The 17,833-nt window shown below is 61.6% G+C and carries 15 protein-coding genes; 6 read left to right on the top strand and 9 right to left on the bottom strand.

What is annotated here, in order from left to right; all coding sequences use genetic code 11:
• Positions 1-86: 86 nt before the first annotated feature.
• The 3 genes from ACNFBR_RS01930 to ACNFBR_RS01940 all read right to left on the bottom strand — a co-directional run bounded on the left by ACNFBR_RS01930 (position 87) and on the right by ACNFBR_RS01940 (position 4,331).
• Positions 87-683, bottom strand: coding sequence for a DUF924 family protein (locus tag ACNFBR_RS01930; RefSeq protein WP_416733454.1), 597 nt, complete (start codon positions 681-683; stop codon positions 87-89).
• A gap of 3 nt (positions 684-686) precedes the next feature.
• Entirely contained in the window at positions 687-1,697 is a 1,011-nt protein-coding gene (locus tag ACNFBR_RS01935) for a class 1 fructose-bisphosphatase (RefSeq protein WP_011536096.1), read from the bottom strand.
• A gap of 183 nt (positions 1,698-1,880) precedes the next feature.
• On the bottom strand, positions 1,881-4,331 hold the full coding sequence (locus ACNFBR_RS01940) for a glycogen/starch/alpha-glucan phosphorylase (RefSeq protein ID WP_416733455.1): 2,451 nt from the start codon (positions 4,329-4,331) through the stop codon (positions 1,881-1,883).
• Between the two features lie 184 nt (positions 4,332-4,515).
• Here ACNFBR_RS01940 and ACNFBR_RS01945 point away from each other — a divergent pair, with 184 nt between their 5' ends.
• Positions 4,516-4,920 carry a YkgJ family cysteine cluster protein gene (locus ACNFBR_RS01945; protein ID WP_003249225.1) on the top strand — a complete coding sequence of 135 codons (405 nt, stop codon included), beginning with the start codon at positions 4,516-4,518 and terminating at the stop codon, positions 4,918-4,920.
• Positions 4,921-5,118: 198 nt separating this feature from the next.
• On the opposite strand, the gene typA is transcribed toward ACNFBR_RS01945, so the two are convergent.
• Entirely contained in the window at positions 5,119-6,939 is a 1,821-nt protein-coding gene (gene typA, locus ACNFBR_RS01950) for a translational GTPase TypA (RefSeq protein ID WP_016712460.1), read from the bottom strand.
• Between the two features lie 128 nt (positions 6,940-7,067).
• Entirely contained in the window at positions 7,068-8,522 is a 1,455-nt protein-coding gene (thiI, locus tag ACNFBR_RS01955; RefSeq protein ID WP_416733456.1) for a tRNA uracil 4-sulfurtransferase ThiI, read from the bottom strand.
• Positions 8,523-9,135: 613 nt separating this feature from the next.
• Between thiI and glnA the strand changes: the two genes are divergently transcribed.
• From glnA to ntrC, 3 genes are all read left to right on the top strand, one after another.
• A complete protein-coding gene (gene glnA / locus ACNFBR_RS01960) occupies positions 9,136-10,542 on the top strand; it encodes a type I glutamate--ammonia ligase (protein WP_012274602.1) in 1,407 nt (468 codons plus the stop codon).
• A 365-nt stretch (positions 10,543-10,907) separates the two neighbouring features.
• Complete coding sequence (gene glnL / locus ACNFBR_RS01965) at positions 10,908-11,993, top strand: nitrogen regulation protein NR(II) (RefSeq protein ID WP_025340937.1); 1,086 nt, start codon at positions 10,908-10,910, stop codon at positions 11,991-11,993.
• Positions 11,990-13,426 carry a nitrogen regulation protein NR(I) gene (ntrC, locus tag ACNFBR_RS01970; protein WP_416733457.1) on the top strand — a complete coding sequence of 479 codons (1,437 nt, stop codon included), beginning with the start codon at positions 11,990-11,992 and terminating at the stop codon, positions 13,424-13,426. Before glnL ends, ntrC begins: the two co-directional genes overlap by 4 nt.
• 441 nt (positions 13,427-13,867) lie before the next feature.
• Here ntrC and ACNFBR_RS01975 read toward each other — a convergent pair whose 3' ends face one another.
• Positions 13,868-14,305 carry a hypothetical protein gene (locus ACNFBR_RS01975; protein ID WP_416733458.1) on the bottom strand — a complete coding sequence of 146 codons (438 nt, stop codon included), beginning with the start codon at positions 14,303-14,305 and terminating at the stop codon, positions 13,868-13,870.
• Here ACNFBR_RS01975 and trmL point away from each other — a divergent pair.
• Positions 14,304-14,765: a tRNA (uridine(34)/cytosine(34)/5-carboxymethylaminomethyluridine(34)-2'-O)-methyltransferase TrmL gene (gene trmL, locus ACNFBR_RS01980; protein WP_012274606.1), complete on the top strand. Its 462-nt coding sequence runs from the start codon at positions 14,304-14,306 to the stop codon at positions 14,763-14,765. The genes ACNFBR_RS01975 and trmL overlap by 2 nt on opposite strands.
• Positions 14,766-14,866: 101 nt before the next feature.
• On the opposite strand, the gene secB is transcribed toward trmL, so the two are convergent.
• Genes secB through ACNFBR_RS01995 form a run of 3 tightly spaced genes read right to left on the bottom strand, consistent with a single transcriptional unit; the run spans position 14,867 to position 16,061 of the window.
• Positions 14,867-15,352, bottom strand: coding sequence for a protein-export chaperone SecB (gene secB / locus ACNFBR_RS01985; protein WP_416733459.1), 486 nt, complete (start codon positions 15,350-15,352; stop codon positions 14,867-14,869).
• A 39-nt stretch (positions 15,353-15,391) separates the two neighbouring features.
• Entirely contained in the window at positions 15,392-15,646 is a 255-nt protein-coding gene (gene grxC, locus ACNFBR_RS01990; RefSeq protein ID WP_003249204.1) for a glutaredoxin 3, read from the bottom strand.
• A 1-nt stretch (position 15,647) separates the two neighbouring features.
• On the bottom strand, positions 15,648-16,061 hold the full coding sequence (locus tag ACNFBR_RS01995) for a rhodanese-like domain-containing protein (protein WP_416733460.1): 414 nt from the start codon (positions 16,059-16,061) through the stop codon (positions 15,648-15,650).
• A 207-nt stretch (positions 16,062-16,268) separates the two neighbouring features.
• Here ACNFBR_RS01995 and gpmI point away from each other — a divergent pair, with 207 nt between their 5' ends.
• Positions 16,269-17,804, top strand: coding sequence for a 2,3-bisphosphoglycerate-independent phosphoglycerate mutase (gene gpmI, locus ACNFBR_RS02000; protein ID WP_416733461.1), 1,536 nt, complete (start codon positions 16,269-16,271; stop codon positions 17,802-17,804).
• Positions 17,805-17,833: the final 29 nt, after the last annotated feature.

Consider the following 17,833-nt stretch of genomic DNA (forward strand, 5'->3'; position numbering starts at 1 on the left):
GGCCCGTACGGCCAATCGAGTTGTGTTGCCGGCAATGGCCTCTTCGCAGCACAAGGCTGCTCCTACAAAGGCCAATGCGTGCCGGTTCAGAACCTGGAGCCAGGCTCCAGCAAAAAGTCCATCTCGTCGCTGGTGCTTGGCCGCTCCAGCACCAGGTTACGGTGCGGGAAGCGTCCGAACCGGGCAATCACTCGCTGGTGCTGCTCGGCATAGTCGAGGAAGCCTTCGAACAGCCGGCGGCTGGCCTCGGGCTGCTCGTCGAGCAATACCTGGTAGCGCTCGACGCACAGGTTCTGCCAGTCCAGCACCTCGGCGTGCTCCAGCACCAGCAGGACGAACACACGCTGAATGGGCAACAGTTGATAGTCCCAGCCCTTCTGCAGCCCCTGCATGGCCACCACCTGGGCACGCCGGTCGCCCTCGAAGGCGCGCGGCGTGTCGCGGTAGATCATGCGCGGTAGCTGGTCCAGCAGGATCAGCAGGCCCAGCCAGCCCTGCGGGCTTTGCTGCCACTCGTCGAGCCCGCCCGCCAGGGCCTGCTCGACCAGGTCGCCAAACAGCGCCTGGGCGTCGGCATCGTGATGCTTGCCGAACCACAGCGTGCTCTTCTCGTCAGCCACGGCCTGGGGACTGGTGCCCCAACCGAACCACCACTCCAGCAACGGCTGCCAAGGTGCGAGCATGACTTACTCCTTGTGGTAGGCGGTGACGCGCTCAACCTCTTCCTTCGAGCCAAGGATCACCGACACGCGCTGGTGCAGGCTTTCTGGCTTGATGTCGAGGATACGATCGTAACCGTTGGTGGAAGCGCCACCGGCCTGCTCGATGATGAACGACATCGGGTTGGCTTCGTACATCAGGCGCAGCTTGCCCGGCTTGCTTGGCTCGCGGGCGTCACGTGGGTACATGAACAGGCCGCCACGGGTCAGGATGCGGTGCACGTCGGCCACCATCGAGGCGATCCAGCGCATGTTGTAGTTCTTCTTCAGCGGGCCGGTCTCGCCTGCCAGCAGTTCGCCCACGTAGCGTTGTACCGGGGCTTCCCAGTGGCGCTGGTTGGACATGTTGATGGCGAACTCGGCGGTGGTTTCCGGTACGCGGATGTTTTCGTGAGTCAGCACGAAGCTGCCCAGCTCGCGGTCCAGGGTGAAGCCCTTGACGCCGTTGCCCAGGGTCAGGATCAGCATGGTCTGCGGACCGTAGATGGCATAACCGGCGGCAACCTGCTCGGTGCCAGGCTGCAGGAAGGCCGCTTCGTTGAGGCTTTCGTTCTGGCTCAGGTACTGGTTAGGGCAACGCAGCACCGAGAAGATGGTACCGACCGAGACGTTGACGTCGATGTTCGACGAGCCATCCAGCGGGTCGAAGACCAGCAGGTAGGCGCCTTTCGGGTATTTACCCGGGATCTGGTAGGCGTTGTCCATTTCTTCGGAGGCCATGCCGGCCAGGTGGCCGCCCCACTCGTTGGCTTCGAGCAGGATATCGTTGGAAATCACGTCCAGTTTCTTCTGGACTTCGCCCTGCACGTTTTCAGTGCCCATGCTACCCAACACACCGCCGAGGGCGCCTTTGGACACGTGATGGCTGATTTCCTTGCACGCACGCGCCACCACTTCGATCAGGAAGCGCAGATCGGCAGGGGTATTGTTGCTGCGGGTCTGCTCAATCAGATAGCGACTCAGGGTAACGCGGGACATGTATGGCTCCGAACGGATTGGGGGATTTAAAAACCCCCGCAGTTTACAGGGAGAGTGGCGGGCTAGCGAGTGATGAGACTCGCCACGGCTCTCAGACGGCACAATAGGTCGGTAGTTCAGCTTGCGCCAGGCCGGTGGTCGGAGTGAGGCCCATTCGCGGGCACGCCCGCGAATGGCCTTATATCAATCCAGCGCCTTCCAGATCTCGGTGGCGTATTCCCTGATAGTCCGGTCCGACGAGAACCAGCCCATCCGCGCCGTGTTCAGCACCGCCATGCGCCACCATTCCTGCGGCGTGTGCCACAGCTCTTCGACCCGCCGCTGGGCATCCCAGTAGGCATCGAAGTCGGCGCATACCAGGAAACGGTCGTAGGCCACCAGGCCATCGATCAACCCGGTGTAGCGTGAAGGGTCATCTGGCGAGAACACCCCACTGCGAATCGCCTGCAGCACATCGTTCAAGCGGCTGGAGGCGGCGATGGCGGCACTGGCACCAAAGTCACCAGCCCGCTTGCGCGCTTCGACTTGCTGCGCGGTCAGGCCGAAGATGAACATGTTGTCGGCACCCACCTGTTCGCACATCTCCACATTGGCGCCATCCAGGGTGCCGATAGTCAGCGCGCCATTGAGGCCGAACTTCATGTTGCTGGTGCCGGAGGCTTCGTAACCGGCGGTGGAAATCTGCTCGGAAAGGTCCGCCGCCGGGATGATGCTTTCGGCCAGGCTGACGTTGTAATTGGGCAGGAACACCACCTTCAGCAGGCCGCGCACGGTCGGGTCGTTGTTCACCACCCGGGCGATGTCGTTGGCCAGTTTGATGATCAGCTTGGCCTGATGGTAACTGGCCGCCGCCTTGCCAGCGAAGATCTTCACCCGCGGCACCCAGTTGCTGCCTGGGTCATTGCGCATGGCCTGGTACAGCGCCACGGTGTGCAGCAGGTTGAGCAACTGGCGCTTGTACTCGTGAATGCGTTTGACCTGCACGTCGAACAGCGCCTCGGGGTTGACCGTGACGCCGATACGGTCCTGGATGATGCTGGCCAGGGCGCGCTTGCTGTGCAGGCGCTGAGCCGCGAACTGCTTGCGGAAACCGGCCTTGTCGGCGAACGGCACCAGGCCGGCCAGAAGCGCCTGCGGATCGTCCTTGAGCTCCGGACCAAGCGCCTCGACCAGCATCTCGGTCAGTTGCGGGTTGGACTGGTACAACCAGCGGCGGAAGGTAATGCCGTTGGTCTTGTTGTTGATGCGTTGCGGGTAGAGCTTGTGCAGCTCGGAGAACACCGTGCTTTTCATCAGCTTGCTGTGCAGCGCCGACACGCCGTTGACGCTGTGCGAGCCAAGGAACGCCAGGTTGCCCATGCGCACCCGGCGGCCGTTGTCTTCCTCGATCAACGACACCGCGCGCAGCACGTCGAAATCGTGCAGGCCTTTGGCCCGCAACGCATCGATATGGTAGGCATTGATCAGGTAGATGATCTGCATGTGCCGTGGCAGCATGCGCTCCATCAGCGCTACCGGCCAGGTTTCCAGGGCTTCGGGCAACAAGGTGTGGTTGGTGTAGGCGAGCGTGCCGACGGTCAGCTCCCAGGCCTTTTCCCAAGGCACTTCGTGCTGGTCCACCAGCAACCGCATCAGCTCCGCCACGGCAATCGAAGGGTGCGTGTCGTTGAGCTGGATGGCCGCCGCATCAGGCAGGTTGAGCAGGTCCTTGTGCATGTTCAGGTGACGGCGAAGCAAATCCTGCAGCGACGCCGACACGAAGAAATACTCCTGGCGCAGCCGCAATTCCTGCCCTGCTTCAGTGCTGTCGGCAGGGTAAAGCACCCGTGAAATACTCTCGGCACGCGCCACTTCAGCCACGGCGCCCAAGTGGTCACCGGCATTGAAACGCTCCAAGTGCAGCTCTTCCAACGCCCGCGCACGCCATAGGCGCAGGGTGTTGACGCTGGCACCCCGCCAGCCGACCACCGGCGTGTCGTAGGCCACCGCCCGCACCGTTTCGCCAGGCGACCATACCTGGCGCTGGGTACCGCTGGCATCGTGCACGGTTTCGACGCTGCCGCCGAAGCTGATCGGGTAGATCACCTCGGCGCGCTCGAACTCCCAGGGGTTGCCGAAGTCCAGCCAGTTTTCGGTCTGTTCCTGTTGCCAGCCATCGACCACAGCCTGACGGAACAGCCCGTGCTCGTAGCGGATACCGTAGCCATGGGCAGCGATACCGAGGGTAGACATGCTCTCCATGAAACAGGCCGCCAGACGGCCCAGGCCACCATTGCCCAGCGCGGCGTCCGGCTCGAGCAGGCGAATGCGCTCAAGGTCCACATCCAGCCCTTCCAGGGCTTCGCGCGCGATGTCCAGCAGGCCCAGGTTGCTCAGGCTGTCGTACAGCAGGCGGCCGATGAGGAATTCCAGGGAAAGGTAATAGACCCGCTTCTGGCTGCGCCGATAGGCCCGGCGCGTATGGTCCATCCAGTGGTCGACCATGTGATCGCGCGCAGCCAGGGCAATGGCTTCGAACCAGTCATGGTCGAAGGCGTGCTCTGGGTCCTTGCCGACCGCGTAGGTCAGCTTGTTCAGTACAGCGGCGCGAAAATCCGCGACTTCGGCGTCACGAGCTTCAGGTTCCTGGGACATGCGGCATCCTCGGGCAAGTTGACGAAAGCGGAGGGAGATTGATGAGACTAGACCCTTCGACCGGGAGTGACAGTTACGGTTCGCAGTTTTCATGCCTACTCTGCGAATCCGGCAAAAGGTTGTTCATAAATTGAACGATTCCGGTATGATCGCGCGCCCCAAGACCGTGATCCACCCTATAAAGATGAAAACGACCCTGATCGCCGCGGCCGAAGTCGACCGCCTGGAGACCTGGCAGCGCTACACCAGCAACATGTGCCATGGCTGCCATTCGACCTGCTGCACCCTGCCGGTGGAGGTGAAGATCAAGGATCTGATCCGTATCGGCGTGGTCGACGAGTTCGAAAAAGACGAACCGCCGAAGAACGTGGCTAAACGCTTGCAGAAGGAAGGCATCATCGAGCGCTTCAACCAGAAGTCGGGGATTTTCACCCTGACCCGGATGAGCAACGATGACTGCATGTACCTGGATCGTAAAAGCCGCCTGTGCACCATTTATGACAAGCGCCCGGATACCTGCCGCAACCACCCCAAGGTCGGGCCGCGGCCAGGGTACTGTGCCTACAAGCCCAAGGTGGTTGGGCGCTGATTCTGCTGGGCAGTTGAAATTCCCGGGGCTGCTTTGCAGCCCTTTCGCGGCACAAGGCCGCTCCTACAGGAGACCGCATCCCCTTGTAGGAGCGGCCTTGTGCCGCGAAAGGGCCGCAAGGCGGCCCCAAAATCCCAAGGCATAAAAAAACGCCCCCGGCCTTTCGACCGGGGGCGTTTTCATTCAGCCTGAGCTAACTCAGTTCTTGGCTTTCTTGGCAGCGCGGGTACGCTCGCCTTCGTCCAGGATCTTCTTGCGCAGACGGATCGACTTCGGCGTCACTTCGCACAGCTCGTCGTCCTGGATGAATTCCAGGGCCTGCTCGAGGGTGTGGCGAACTGGCGGTACCAGGGCGATGACTTCGTCTTTGCCCGAAGCACGCATGTTGTCGAGCTTCTTGCCTTTGGTCGGGTTCACGCCCAGGTCGTTGTCACGGCTGTTCAGGCCGATGATCTGACCGTTGTAGATCTCCTGGCCGTGTTCAACGAACAGCTTGCCACGCGCCTGCAGGGTTTCCAGCGAGTAGGTCAGCGCCTTGCCGGTCTCGACCGAAACCAGTACGCCGTTGAGGCGACCGGACATCTGGCCCGACTTCATGGTGTCGTAGCGGTCGAAGATCGAGGTCAGGATGCCTGCACCGTTGGTCAGGGTCAGGAACTGGTTACGGAAACCGATCAGACCACGGGCTGGAATGTTGTACTCCAGACGTACACGGCCCTTGCCATCCGGAACCATGTTGGTCAGGTCGCCTTTACGCAGACCCATCTCTTCCATGACCTTGCCCTGGGATTCTTCAGGGATGTCGATGGTGACGTTCTCGAACGGTTCCTGCTTCACGCCGTCAACTTCACGGATGATTACTTCAGGACGGCCCACGGCCATCTCGAAGCCTTCACGACGCATGGTTTCGATCAGTACCGACAGGTGCAGCTCACCACGGCCCGATACCTTGAACTTGTCTGGGGAATCAGTTTCCTGAACGCGCAGGGCAACGTTGTACAGCAGCTCTTTGTCCAGACGGTCCTTGATGTTACGGCTGGTGACGAACTTGCCTTCTTTACCGCAGAACGGCGAGTCGTTGACCTGGAAGGTCATCGAAACGGTCGGCTCGTCAACGGTCAGCGGCTTCATCGCTTCTACCGCATCCGGGGCGCACAGGGTGTCGGAAATGAACAGCTCGTCGAAACCGCTGATGCAGACGATGTCGCCAGCCTGGGCTTCTTCGACGTCGACGCGGTGCAGGCCGTGGTGGCCCATCAGCTTCAGGATACGGCCGTTACGCTTCTTGCCGTTGGTGTCGATGGCGACCACCGGGGTGTTCGGCTTGACGCGACCACGGGCGATACGGCCAACACCGATAACGCCGAGGAAGCTGTTGTAGTCCAGTGCGGAGATTTGCATCTGGAACGGGCCGTCACGGTCAACGGACGGTGCTGGTACGTTGTCGACGATCGACTGGTACAGCGCGGTCATGTCTTCGCCCATCTCGGTGTGGTCCAGACCGGCAATGCCGTTCAGGGCCGAGGCGTAGACCACTTTGAAGTCCAGCTGCTCGTCGGTGGCGCCGAGGTTGTCGAACAGGTCGAAGATCTGGTCCAGAACCCAGTCAGGACGCGCGCCCGGGCGGTCAACCTTGTTGATCACGACGATTGGCTTCAGACCGGCTTCGAAAGCCTTCTTGGTCACGAAGCGGGTTTGCGGCATAGGGCCGTCCTGGGCGTCGACCAGCAGCAGCACGGAGTCGACCATCGACATTACACGCTCAACCTCGCCACCGAAGTCGGCGTGGCCGGGGGTGTCGACGATGTTGATGTGGTAGCCGTTCCAGTTGATGGCGGTGTTTTTCGCCAGAATGGTAATACCGCGCTCTTTTTCCTGGTCGTTGGAGTCCATGACGCGCTCGTCGTTGAGCTCGTTACGCTCCAGAGTGCCGGACTGACGCAGGAGTTTGTCGACCAGAGTGGTTTTACCATGGTCAACGTGGGCGATGATGGCGATGTTACGCAGATTTTCGATCACAAGTGTATCTCGATCAGAGGATTCGGTTGCCGCCCAGTGTAGGCGGCCAATATGTACTGTTTAAGGCTCAGCGGGCCCGGCGGTCGGGAGGGCGATGGCGGATACTGCCGCCATACAGCCCCGGCGTCTTATGTCGGACGATAAACACGCACATTGGCATGTCCCTCACTGAGCAGGTGGTGTGCGTGCAAACGGCTCATCACACCCTTGTCGCAATACAGCAAGTACTGGCGCGTCGGGTCCAGGTGCTTGAACTTGCTGTTGATGGCGTAGAACGGCATGGCCTGGACTTCGATACCGTCCAGCACCAGAGGTTCGTCTTCCTGGGCATCGGGGTGACGGATGTCGATGATGATCTGGCCCGGCAGCGCCTCGACCACTTCCTCGATTTCCACATCCTTGCCCAGCTCGTCGATCACATGGTCGATGGAGATCAGCTTGGCGCGTTCCAGGGCGCTCTCCAGCACGGCCATGTCGAACTGCTTCTCTTCATGCTCCATGCGGTGGCGCTTGGCGTGGGTGGTCGGGTTTACCGAGATCACGCCGCAATATTCTGGCATGTGCTTGGCGAAGTCGGCGGTGCCGATTTCGTTGGCCTGGTCGATGATGTCCTGCTTGTGGCTGGCCAGCAGCGGGCGCAGCACCAGCTTGTCGGTGGCCGAGTCGATGATCGACAGGTTCGGCAAGGTCTGGCTGGACACCTGGGAAATCGCCTCGCCGGTCACCAGCGCGTCGATTTCCAGGCGGTCGGCCATGTGCGCGGCGCCACGCAGCATCATGCGCTTGAGGGTCACGCCCATGTAGCTGTTATCGACCTTGTTGAGGATCTCGCCGACCACTTCTTCGAACGGCACGCTGATGAACAGCACGCGCTGGCTGCTGCCGTACTTTTTCCACAGGTAGTGGGCCACTTCCATCACACCCAGCTCGTGGGCGCGGCCGCCGAGGTTGAAGAAGCAGAAGTGGGTCATCAGGCCGCGGCGCATCATCTGGTAGGCCGCCACGGTGGAGTCGAAACCACCGGACATCAGCACCAGGGTCTGCTCCAGGGCGCCCAGCGGGTAGCCGCCGATGCCCTGGTGCTGGTTGTGGATCACGTACAGGCGCTGGTCGCGGATTTCGATGCGCACCAGCACTTCGGGCTTCTTCAGTTCGATGCCGGCGGCGCCGCACTGCTGGCGCAGTTGGCTGCCGACGTAACGGTCGACGTCCATCGAGGTGAAGTCATGATGGCCGCCGCGCTTGCAGCGCACGGCGAAATGCTTGCCGGCCAGCAGGTGGCCGAAGTGGTGCTTGCACTTGGCGACGATGTCGTCGAAGTCACCCAGTGGGTATTCCTCTACCTGCAGGAAATGGGTGATACCCGGTGTGCAGGTGAGGCGCTCGATCATCTCGCGCTGGACTTTTTCGTCTTCGACGCGGGTGACCACTTCGAGGTTGTCCCAGACACCATCGACCGCGAGCTCAGGGTCGAGGTCCTTGAGCACGTTGCGGATGTTCTTGGCGAGCTGACGGATGAAGCGCTTGCGCACTGGCCGGCTCTTGATGGTGATTTCTGGGAAGACTTTGACGATAAGTTTCATTGGTTAACAGCGCGCGCAGGGCCTGCCGAAAATGAGGGGCGCGAATTATAGCGGAAATTGCTCAGGATTTGACCAACTTTTGATCAGAAGCTTTCAGATAAATGCAGGAGGCGGGTTTTGCGGTGCCTGTGAGATCGAGCGCCGCCCGCGCGGCGCATCGCGAGCAAGCTCGCTCCTACATTTGTTTCGGGCCAGTAACGCCTGCGCCAACGCACGCGACCGCCTTGTTTGTTCCACATATTATCGAGGCGGACACTAAAGGGCCGCGCGCCTGCGCCTCAGGAATAATTGGCCCGCAACAGATGTAGGAGCGAGCTTGCTCGCGATGCGCCGCGCGGGCGGCGCTCGATCGCCCAGGCGCCACACAAATCAACCAAAGCACCAATTTGGTGCATAACAACTTAAACTCGCATCCTAAAGGTGCAATTTTGGCCGCCAGCCCTCCCCCAAATGCCCGCAAACGCCCCCTTTTATCCCACCCTCGCCATTTTCGGGCACTGGCATGCAATTTGCTCCCTTGTGAGGCAGGTAAGCTTGGCCGACTATCCGCGCCCGGCAACACCCTTTTTCCAGGGCAGCGGCCCACCGCGCTCTAGACCATCCGGAGGACAACATGTCGAAGTCGGTTCAACTCATCAAAGATCATGACGTCAAGTGGATTGATCTGCGTTTCACGGACACCAAAGGCATTCAGCACCACGTGACCATGCCGTCGCGTGATGCGCTGGACGAAGACTTCTTCGAAGTCGGCAAGATGTTCGACGGTTCCTCCATCGCTGGCTGGAAAGGCATCGAAGCCTCCGACATGATCCTGATGCCGGTCGACGACACTGCCGTACTGGACCCGTTCACCGAAGAGCCAACCCTGATCATCACCTGCGACATCGTCGACCCGTCGAGCATGCAGGGCTACGATCGCGACCCACGCGCCATCGCCAAGCGCGCCGAAGAGTACCTGAAGAGCACCGGCATCGGTGACACCGTATTCGCCGGCCCAGAGCCTGAGTTCTTCATCTTCGACGAAGTGAAGTTCAAGTCGGACATTTCCGGCTCGATGTTCAAGATCTTCTCCGAGCAAGGCTCGTGGATGACCGACGCTGACGTGGAAGGCGGCAACAAGGGCCACCGTCCAGGCGTGAAAGGCGGCTACTTCCCGGTTCCGCCGTTCGACCACGACCACGAAATCCGTACTGCCATGTGCAACGCACTGGAAGAAATGGGCCAGACCGTCGAAGTTCACCACCACGAAGTGGCGACCGCCGGCCAGAACGAAATCGGCGTCAAGTTCAACACCCTGGTGAAGAAGGCTGACGAAGTACAGGCGCTGAAATACGTCGTGCACAACGTTGCCGACGCCTACGGCCGTACCGCCACCTTCATGCCGAAGCCACTGTACGGCGACAACGGCTCGGGCATGCACGTGCACATGTCGATCTGGAAAGACGGCAAGAACACCTTCTCGGGTGAAGGCTATGCCGGCCTGTCCGACACCGCCCTGTACTTCATCGGCGGTATCATCAAGCACGGTAAGGCCCTGAACGGCTTCACCAACCCGTCGACCAACTCCTACAAGCGTCTGGTCCCAGGCTTCGAAGCTCCGGTAATGCTGGCCTACTCGGCTCGCAACCGTTCCGCCTCGATCCGTATTCCTTACGTCGGCAGCCCGAAAGCCCGCCGTATCGAAGCCCGCTTCCCGGACCCATCGGCCAACCCGTACCTGGCCTTCGCGGCCCTGCTGATGGCTGGCCTGGACGGCATCCAGAACAAGATCCACCCAGGCGACGCGGCCGACAAGAACCTGTACGACCTGCCACCAGAAGAAGCCAAGAACATCCCGCAAGTGTGCGGCAGCCTGAAAGAAGCTCTGGAAGAGCTGGATAAAGGCCGCGCGTTCCTGACCAAGGGCGGCGTGTTCTCCGACGACTTCATCGATGCCTTCATCGAGCTGAAGAGCGAAGAAGAAATCAAAGTGCGCACCTTCGTACACCCGCTGGAATACGAGCTGTACTACAGCTGCTGATCTGATCGGCGCCTAGCGCCGACGGCATGATCATGACGGCCTCCCTCGGGAGGCCGTTTTCGTTTCTGCACGCCTTGCAGAAGCACTGCAACCCCACCTGTCACGCTATGCTCTATCTTGGTGCACAAATTGGCAGCGTGCCCTCATTTGCTCCCCAATCTGGTTCACATTAAACGTTTCATCAGGTCTTTCTGATCCGAATTTGCGCAGATCCAGGCCTTTATCGGCAAATTCCGCTTCTTTTCGGAGCTTTGGTTTGTTTCTTGCATTTTCTTGTCGAGAGTCTCGCATCAGCGGATCCACCCCGCGTCCGGCCCCGGCCAAAGCAGTGCCGGGCAAGCGCCAAAAGAGGTCAACGACGCCTTATGACCATCAGCGATGCACAGCACCGTCTGCTTCTGGACAACCTGACTACCGCCACGTTGCTGCTCAACGCCGAGCTGCGCCTGGAGTACATGAACCCGGCCGCGGAAATGCTGCTGGCCGTCAGTGGCCAGCGCAGCCATGGGCAGTTCATCAGCGAGCTGTTCACCGAATCGACCGAGGCGCTCAGTTCGCTGCGCCAGGCGGTCGAGCAGGCACACCCGTTCACCAAGCGTGAAGCACAGCTCACTTCGCTGACCGGGCAGACCATCACCGTCGATTACGCGGTAACGCCGATCCTGCACCAGGGCCAGACCCTGCTGTTGCTCGAAGTGCACCCGCGTGACCGGCTGCTGCGCATCACCAAGGAAGAGGCCCAGCTGAGCAAGCAGGAAACCACCAAGATGCTGGTGCGCGGCCTGGCCCACGAAATCAAGAACCCGCTTGGCGGCATCCGCGGCGCGGCCCAGTTGCTGGCCCGCGAACTGCCCGAGGAAGGCCTGCGCGACTACACCAACGTGATCATCGAAGAAGCCGACCGCCTGCGTAACCTGGTCGACCGCATGCTTGGCTCGAACAAGCTGCCCTCGCTGGCCATGACCAACATTCACGAAGTGCTGGAACGGGTCTGTAGCCTGGTCGAAGCTGAAAGCCAGGGCTGCATCACTTTGGTGCGCGATTACGACCCAAGCCTGCCGGACGTGCTGATCGACCGTGAGCAGATGATCCAGGCCGTACTCAATATCGTGCGCAACGCCATGCAGGCGATCAGCTCGCAGAATGAACTGCGCCTGGGCCGCATCACCTTGCGCAGCCGCGCCCTGCGCCAGTTCACCATCGGCCACGTGCGCCATCGCCTGGTGGCGCGGGTAGAGATCATCGACAACGGCCCGGGCATCCCGCCGGAACTGCAGGACACCCTCTTCTATCCCATGGTCAGTGGCCGCCCGGACGGTACCGGGCTGGGCCTGGCCATTACCCAGAACATCATCAGCCAGCACCAGGGCTTGATCGAGTGTGAAAGCCACGCAGGCCACACCGCCTTCTCGATCTATCTGCCCCTGGAACAAGGAGCCACCGCCTCATGAGCCGAAGTGAAACCGTATGGATCGTCGACGATGATCGCTCCATCCGCTGGGTCCTGGAAAAAGCCCTGCAACAAGAAGGCATGACCACCCAGAGCTTCGACAGCGCAGACGGTGTGATGGGGCGCCTGGCACGTCAGCAACCGGACGTGATCATTTCCGACATTCGCATGCCTGGCGCCAGCGGCCTCGACCTGCTGGCCCAGATCCGCGAGCAGCACCCGCGCCTGCCGGTCATCATCATGACCGCACACTCCGACCTGGACAGCGCCGTGGCCTCGTACCAGGGCGGTGCCTTCGAATACCTGCCCAAGCCATTCGACGTCGACGAAGCGGTCTCGCTGGTCAAGCGCGCCAACCAGCACGCCCAGGAGCAGCAAGGCCTGGATGTGCCGCAAAACCTGGCGCGCACCCCGGAAATCATCGGTGAAGCCCCGGCGATGCAGGAGGTGTTCCGCGCCATCGGCCGCCTCAGCCACTCCAACATCACCGTGCTGATCAACGGCGAGTCCGGTACCGGCAAAGAGTTGGTGGCCCATGCCCTGCACCGGCACAGCCCGCGCGCGGCGTCGCCGTTCATTGCCCTGAACATGGCCGCCATCCCCAAGGACTTGATGGAGTCGGAGCTGTTCGGCCATGAAAAGGGGGCCTTCACCGGCGCTGCCAACCTGCGCCGCGGCCGCTTCGAGCAGGCCGATGGCGGTACGCTGTTCCTCGACGAAATCGGTGACATGCCTGCCGACACCCAGACCCGCCTGCTGCGGGTACTGGCCGATGGCGAGTTCTACCGCGTGGGCGGCCATGTGCCAGTCAAGGTCGACGTGCGCATCATCGCCGCCACCCACCAGAACCTGGAATCACTGGTGCAGGCTGGCAAGTTCCGTGAGGACTTGTTCCACCGCCTGAACGTGATCCGCATCCATATCCCGCGCCTGGCCGACCGCCGCGAAGACATCCCTGCCCTCGCCCGCCACTTCCTTGCCCGGGCCGCTCAAGAGCTGGCAGTCGAGCCGAAAGTCCTCAAGCCGGAGACCGAAGAGTTCATCCGCAACCTGCCCTGGCCAGGCAACGTGCGGCAGATGGAGAACACCTGCCGCTGGATCACCGTGATGGCCTCCAGCCGCGAAGTGCTGATCGGCGACCTGCCGCCCGAGCTGCTGAACCTGCCACAAGACGCGGCGCCGGTGACCAACTGGGAGCAGGCCCTGCGCCAGTGGGCCGACCAGGCACTGGCACGCGGGCAGAGCAACCTGCTGGACAGCGCAGTGCCGAGCTTTGAGCGGATCATGATCGAGACGGCGCTCAAGCACACCGCCGGGCGACGCCGCGATGCCGCCCTGTTGCTGGGTTGGGGCCGCAACACCCTGACGCGCAAGATCAAGGAGCTGGGGATGAATGTGGCGGGTGGGGACGACGAGGACGGTGACGAGCACTGATTCATCGATAGACCCATAATACCCTGGGGCTGCTTTGCAGCCCTTTCGCGGCACAAGGCCGCTCCTACAGGAGAACGCGACCCCCTTGTAGGAGCGGCCTTGTGCCGCGAAAGGGCCGCAAGGCGGCCCCAGCCATTTCAGCCCCGATGCACCGATCCTGTGCCCCATGCACCGCTCAAAGGCACAAATCCCCTCAAAAGCCGACCAATTCCCCCTCAAAGCCCAATATCCACGGGCTTTGCAAAACTGGCACGCCCCCTGCAATAGCCAATACATCCACAGTTTCGGGGGCCCTGGTACAGGCAGGCCGGGTGAACCCCTCTTTTATTCGCAGCACCGCCCGTTTTGGGGACCTCGGTACAGGCAGGCCGGGCCATCCCCCCTTTATACGCAGTACCCCTTTTGGGGACCCTGGTACAGGCAGGCCGGGAAATCCCCTTTTTATTCGTGCAGTGTCACTTGCACCCGCCAGCGCCCAGCGTCCTCTGCACCGGCCCATTCGCCTTGCAGCGGGCGCGCGGCCACCACCGTCAGCAACAAACCTTTCTTGCTGTTCTGCACCCGCCAGCTCACCGGTTTGCCCTGCAGGCTCAACTGCCCCTGCTGGGCCTTGCCTTGGGCCTGAAACAGCAACGCCAGCGTGCCCTCGACGTTCTCGCCGTGCAGCTTGGGCTCTTCGTTGAACCATAGCGCCAGGCCATCCTGCAGCACTTGCACCTGCTGCAGTTCGCGCTCGTCGGGTGTAGTCAGGCGACCGATCATCAGCCCCACCATCATGCCGACGATCGCCAAGGACAGCATCACCCGTGGGAAGGCCTTCGAACGCACGTCCGGTTCAGGGGTAGAATGCCCGTCATCTTCACGCTTGGAGCCGTGCATGTTTCACGTCATCCTTTTTCAACCAGAAATTCCGCCGAATACCGGCAACATCATTCGCCTGTGCGCCAACAGCGGCTGCCACCTGCACCTGATCGAACCCATCAGTTTCGAGCTGGATGACAAGCGCCTGCGCCGCGCGGGGCTGGATTACCACGAGTATGCCACGCTCAAGCGCCATGAGAGCCTGGCCGGATGCCTGGAAAGCCTGGGCAACCCACGGCTGTTCGCCTTTACCACCAAGGGCTCGCACCCCTTCCACGAAGTGGCCTACCAGCCGGGCGATGCCTTCCTGTTCGGGCCAGAGAGCCGCGGGTTGCCGGCCGAGGTGCTGGACAGCCTACCGGCCGAACAACGCCTGCGCCTGCCGATGCGGCCGGGGTGCCGCAGCCTGAACTTGTCCAATACCGTGGCGGTGACGGTGTACGAGGCGTGGCGGCAGAACGGGTTTGCCGGCAGCTGATCTGTAGCCTGTCCCGTCCTCTTCGCGGGCACGCCCGCGAAGAGGCCGGAACAGGCAACAAAAAAGCGCCCCGAGAGGCGCTTTCTTGAAACCGGCAGTTGTTACTGCACGGTCGGCACTTCACCCGCTTCCTGCATGCGCTGCATTTCTTGCGCGTACAGGGCGTCGAAGTTGACCGGCGACAGCATCAGCGCCGGGAACGAACCACGAGTCACCAGGCTGTCCAGGGTCTCACGGGCGTACGGGAACAGGATGTTCGGGCAGAACGCGCCCAGGGTGTGGCTCATCGACGGCGCATCGAGGTTGGCGATCAGGAAGATACCAGCCTGCTGCACTTCAGCGATGAAGGCCACTTCGTCACCGTTCTTCACGGTTACCGACAGGGTCAGCACCACCTCGTGGAAGTCGCCTTCCAGGGATTTCTGCTTGGTGTTCAGGTCCAGGGCAACGCTCGGCTCCCAGGTCTGACGGAAGATCTGCGGGCTCTTCGGGGCCTCGAACGACAGGTCGCGCACATAGATGCGCTGCAGGGAAAACTGAGGGCTGTTGTCTTCTGCAGCAGCGCCGTTGGTCTGTTGGTCAGTCATGGCAGATCCTTATCCTAATGTTTTTGAATGCAGTGCAAATCAGGCCGCCAGCAGCGCGTCGAGCTTGCCGGCGCGCTCCAGGGCATAGAGGTCATCGCATCCACCGACATGGGTGCTGCCGATCCAGATCTGCGGCACCGATGTACGGCCGGCCTTCTGGCTCATCTCGGCGCGAACCTGCGGCTTGCCGTCCACCTTGATTTCCTCGAAGGCCACGCCCTTGCTCTCGAGCAGGTACTTGGCGCGCATGCAGTAGGGGCAGTAGTCGCTGGAATAGACGATGACGGGCTTCATATCACTTCACCAGGGGCAGGTTATCGGCTTTCCAGCTGGAAACGCCACCGCTCAGTTTGGCGGCGGTGTAACCAGCCTTGAGCAGCTCGCGGCAATGGGTGCCGGACTGCTGGCCCATTGCGTCGACGACGATCAGGGTCTTCTCTTTGTGTTTTTCCAGCTCGCTCATGCGGGCGGCCAGCTTGTCCTGCGGAATGTTGATCGCACCGACGATGTGACCGGCCGAATACTCCTTGGACGGGCGAATGTCGATCACCAAGGCCTTCTCGGCGTTGACCAGGGCTGTCAGCTGGCCATTGCTCAGGCTCTGGCCGCCGCGACGGATTTCATTGATGAGCAGCAGGACCAGCAAAATGAGGAAGATCGCAACCAGGATGTAGTGATCTGTCGCGAATTGAATCAGGTGAGCAACCATCAGCGGTGTTCCAGGCGATTGAAAATGCCGGCCAGTATACACAGCCCCTGGGTGCCACCAAAGCCCGACGGGCCGGCCACAAAACCACCTTCATGTTGCCACCACGGGTGCGCTGGTCGGGGGAACAGGACGAATATTCGCCGCAGGTGGCGGATTTGCCCTAAAATGCGTGTCTTTATCATCTTTGAACAACCGTGAGTTTGATTGATGACGAGTACGCCCAAACCCCTGGTCCTGATCATCCTGGATGGCTTCGGCCACAGCGAAATCCCCGAACACAACGCCATCTTCGCCGCCAATACACCGGTCTATGATCGCCTGCGCGCTACCCTGCCGCATGGGCTCATTTCCGGCTCGGGCATGGATGTCGGCCTGCCGGACGGGCAGATGGGCAACTCCGAAGTCGGTCATATGAACCTGGGCGCGGGTCGCGTCGTCTACCAGGACTTCACTCGGGTGACCAAGGCCATCCGCGACGGCGAGTTCTTCGAGAACCCGGTGCTGACGGGTGCGGTGGACAAGGCCGCCAGTGCCGGCAAGGCCGTGCACATCCTCGGCCTGCTGTCCGATGGCGGCGTACACAGCCACCAGGACCACCTGGTGGCCATGGCCGAACTGGCCGTGCGGCGCGGTGCCGAAAAGGTCTACTTGCACGCCTTCCTCGATGGCCGCGACACCCCGCCACGCAGCGCGCAATCGTCCATCGAACTGCTCGACGCCACGTTCGCCAAACTGGGCAAGGGCCGCATCGCCAGCCTGATCGGCCGCTACTACGCCATGGACCGCGACAACCGCTGGGACCGCGTCAGTGCCGCCTACAACCTGATCGTCGACAGTGCCGCCGAATACACCGCCGACACCGCCCAGGCCGGCCTGGAAGCAGCCTACGCCCGTGACGAAAGCGACGAGTTCGTCAAAGCCACGCGCATCGGCGAAGCGGTGAAGGTCGAAGACGGCGATGCCGTGATCTTCATGAACTTCCGCGCCGACCGCGCCCGCGAGCTGTCGCGCGCGTTCGTCGAGCCAGACTTCACTGAGTTCGCCCGTGCGCGCCTGCCGAAGATGGCGGCCTACATCGGCCTGACCCAGTACTCGGCGAAGATCGCCGCGCCGGCAGCCTTTGCCCCGTCCAGCCTGAACAACGTGCTGGGCGAATACCTGGCCAAGAACGGCAAGACCCAGCTGCGCATCGCTGAAACAGAGAAATACGCCCATGTCACCTTCTTCTTCTCCGGCGGCCGCGAAGAGCCGTTCGAGGGCGAAGAGCGCATCCTGATCCCTTCGCCTAAGGTCGCCACCTACGACCTGCAGCCGGAAATGAGCGCACCGGAAGTTACCGACCGCATCGTCGAGGCCATCGAGCAGCAGCGTTATGACGTGATCGTGGTCAACTACGCCAACGGCGACATGGTCGGCCATACCGGCGTGTTCGAAGCTGCGGTGAAAGCCGTCGAAGCCCTGGATGGCTGCGTCGGGCGCATCGTCGAAGCTCTGGACAAGGTCGGCGGCGAAGCGCTGATCACCGCCGACCACGGCAACGTCGAGCAGATGGAAGACGAATGCACCGGCCAGGCGCACACCGCGCACACCACCGAGCCGGTGCCGTTCATCTATGTGGGCAAGCGCAACGTGAAAGTGCGCGACGGCGGCGTGCTGGCTGACGTGGCGCCGACCATGCTCAAGCTGCTGGGGCTGGAGAAGCCGGTGGAAATGACCGGCACCTCGATCCTGGTTGACGCCTGATTCAGTGTATTGGGGCCGCTTTGCGGCCC

It is taken from the genome of Pseudomonas sp. NY11955, assembly GCF_048068035.1.
Lineage (GTDB): Bacteria > Pseudomonadota > Gammaproteobacteria > Pseudomonadales > Pseudomonadaceae > Aquipseudomonas.

Bases quoted from the DNA above. Each gene is read 5' to 3' on its own strand.
- ACNFBR_RS01975 (WP_416733458.1), bottom strand. From the start codon at position 14,305: ATGCACGGCTCCAAGCGTGAAGATGACGGGCATTCTACCCCTGAACCG.
- glnL (WP_025340937.1), top strand. From the start codon at position 10,908: ATGACCATCAGCGATGCACAGCACCGTCTGCTTCTGGACAACCTGACT.
- glnA (WP_012274602.1), top strand. From the start codon at position 9,136: ATGTCGAAGTCGGTTCAACTCATCAAAGATCATGACGTCAAGTGGATT.
- ACNFBR_RS01995 (WP_416733460.1), bottom strand. From the start codon at position 16,061: ATGGTTGCTCACCTGATTCAATTCGCGACAGATCACTACATCCTGGTT.
- secB (WP_416733459.1), bottom strand. From the start codon at position 15,352: ATGACTGACCAACAGACCAACGGCGCTGCTGCAGAAGACAACAGCCCT.
- grxC (WP_003249204.1), bottom strand. From the start codon at position 15,646: ATGAAGCCCGTCATCGTCTATTCCAGCGACTACTGCCCCTACTGCATG.
- trmL (WP_012274606.1), top strand. From the start codon at position 14,304: ATGTTTCACGTCATCCTTTTTCAACCAGAAATTCCGCCGAATACCGGC.
- thiI (WP_416733456.1), bottom strand. From the start codon at position 8,522: ATGAAACTTATCGTCAAAGTCTTCCCAGAAATCACCATCAAGAGCCGG.
- ACNFBR_RS01945 (WP_003249225.1), top strand. From the start codon at position 4,516: ATGAAAACGACCCTGATCGCCGCGGCCGAAGTCGACCGCCTGGAGACC.
- ACNFBR_RS01940 (WP_416733455.1), bottom strand. From the start codon at position 4,331: ATGTCCCAGGAACCTGAAGCTCGTGACGCCGAAGTCGCGGATTTTCGC.
- ACNFBR_RS01930 (WP_416733454.1), bottom strand. From the start codon at position 683: ATGCTCGCACCTTGGCAGCCGTTGCTGGAGTGGTGGTTCGGTTGGGGC.
- ntrC (WP_416733457.1), top strand. From the start codon at position 11,990: ATGAGCCGAAGTGAAACCGTATGGATCGTCGACGATGATCGCTCCATC.
- ACNFBR_RS01935 (WP_011536096.1), bottom strand. From the start codon at position 1,697: ATGTCCCGCGTTACCCTGAGTCGCTATCTGATTGAGCAGACCCGCAGC.
- gpmI (WP_416733461.1), top strand. From the start codon at position 16,269: ATGACGAGTACGCCCAAACCCCTGGTCCTGATCATCCTGGATGGCTTC.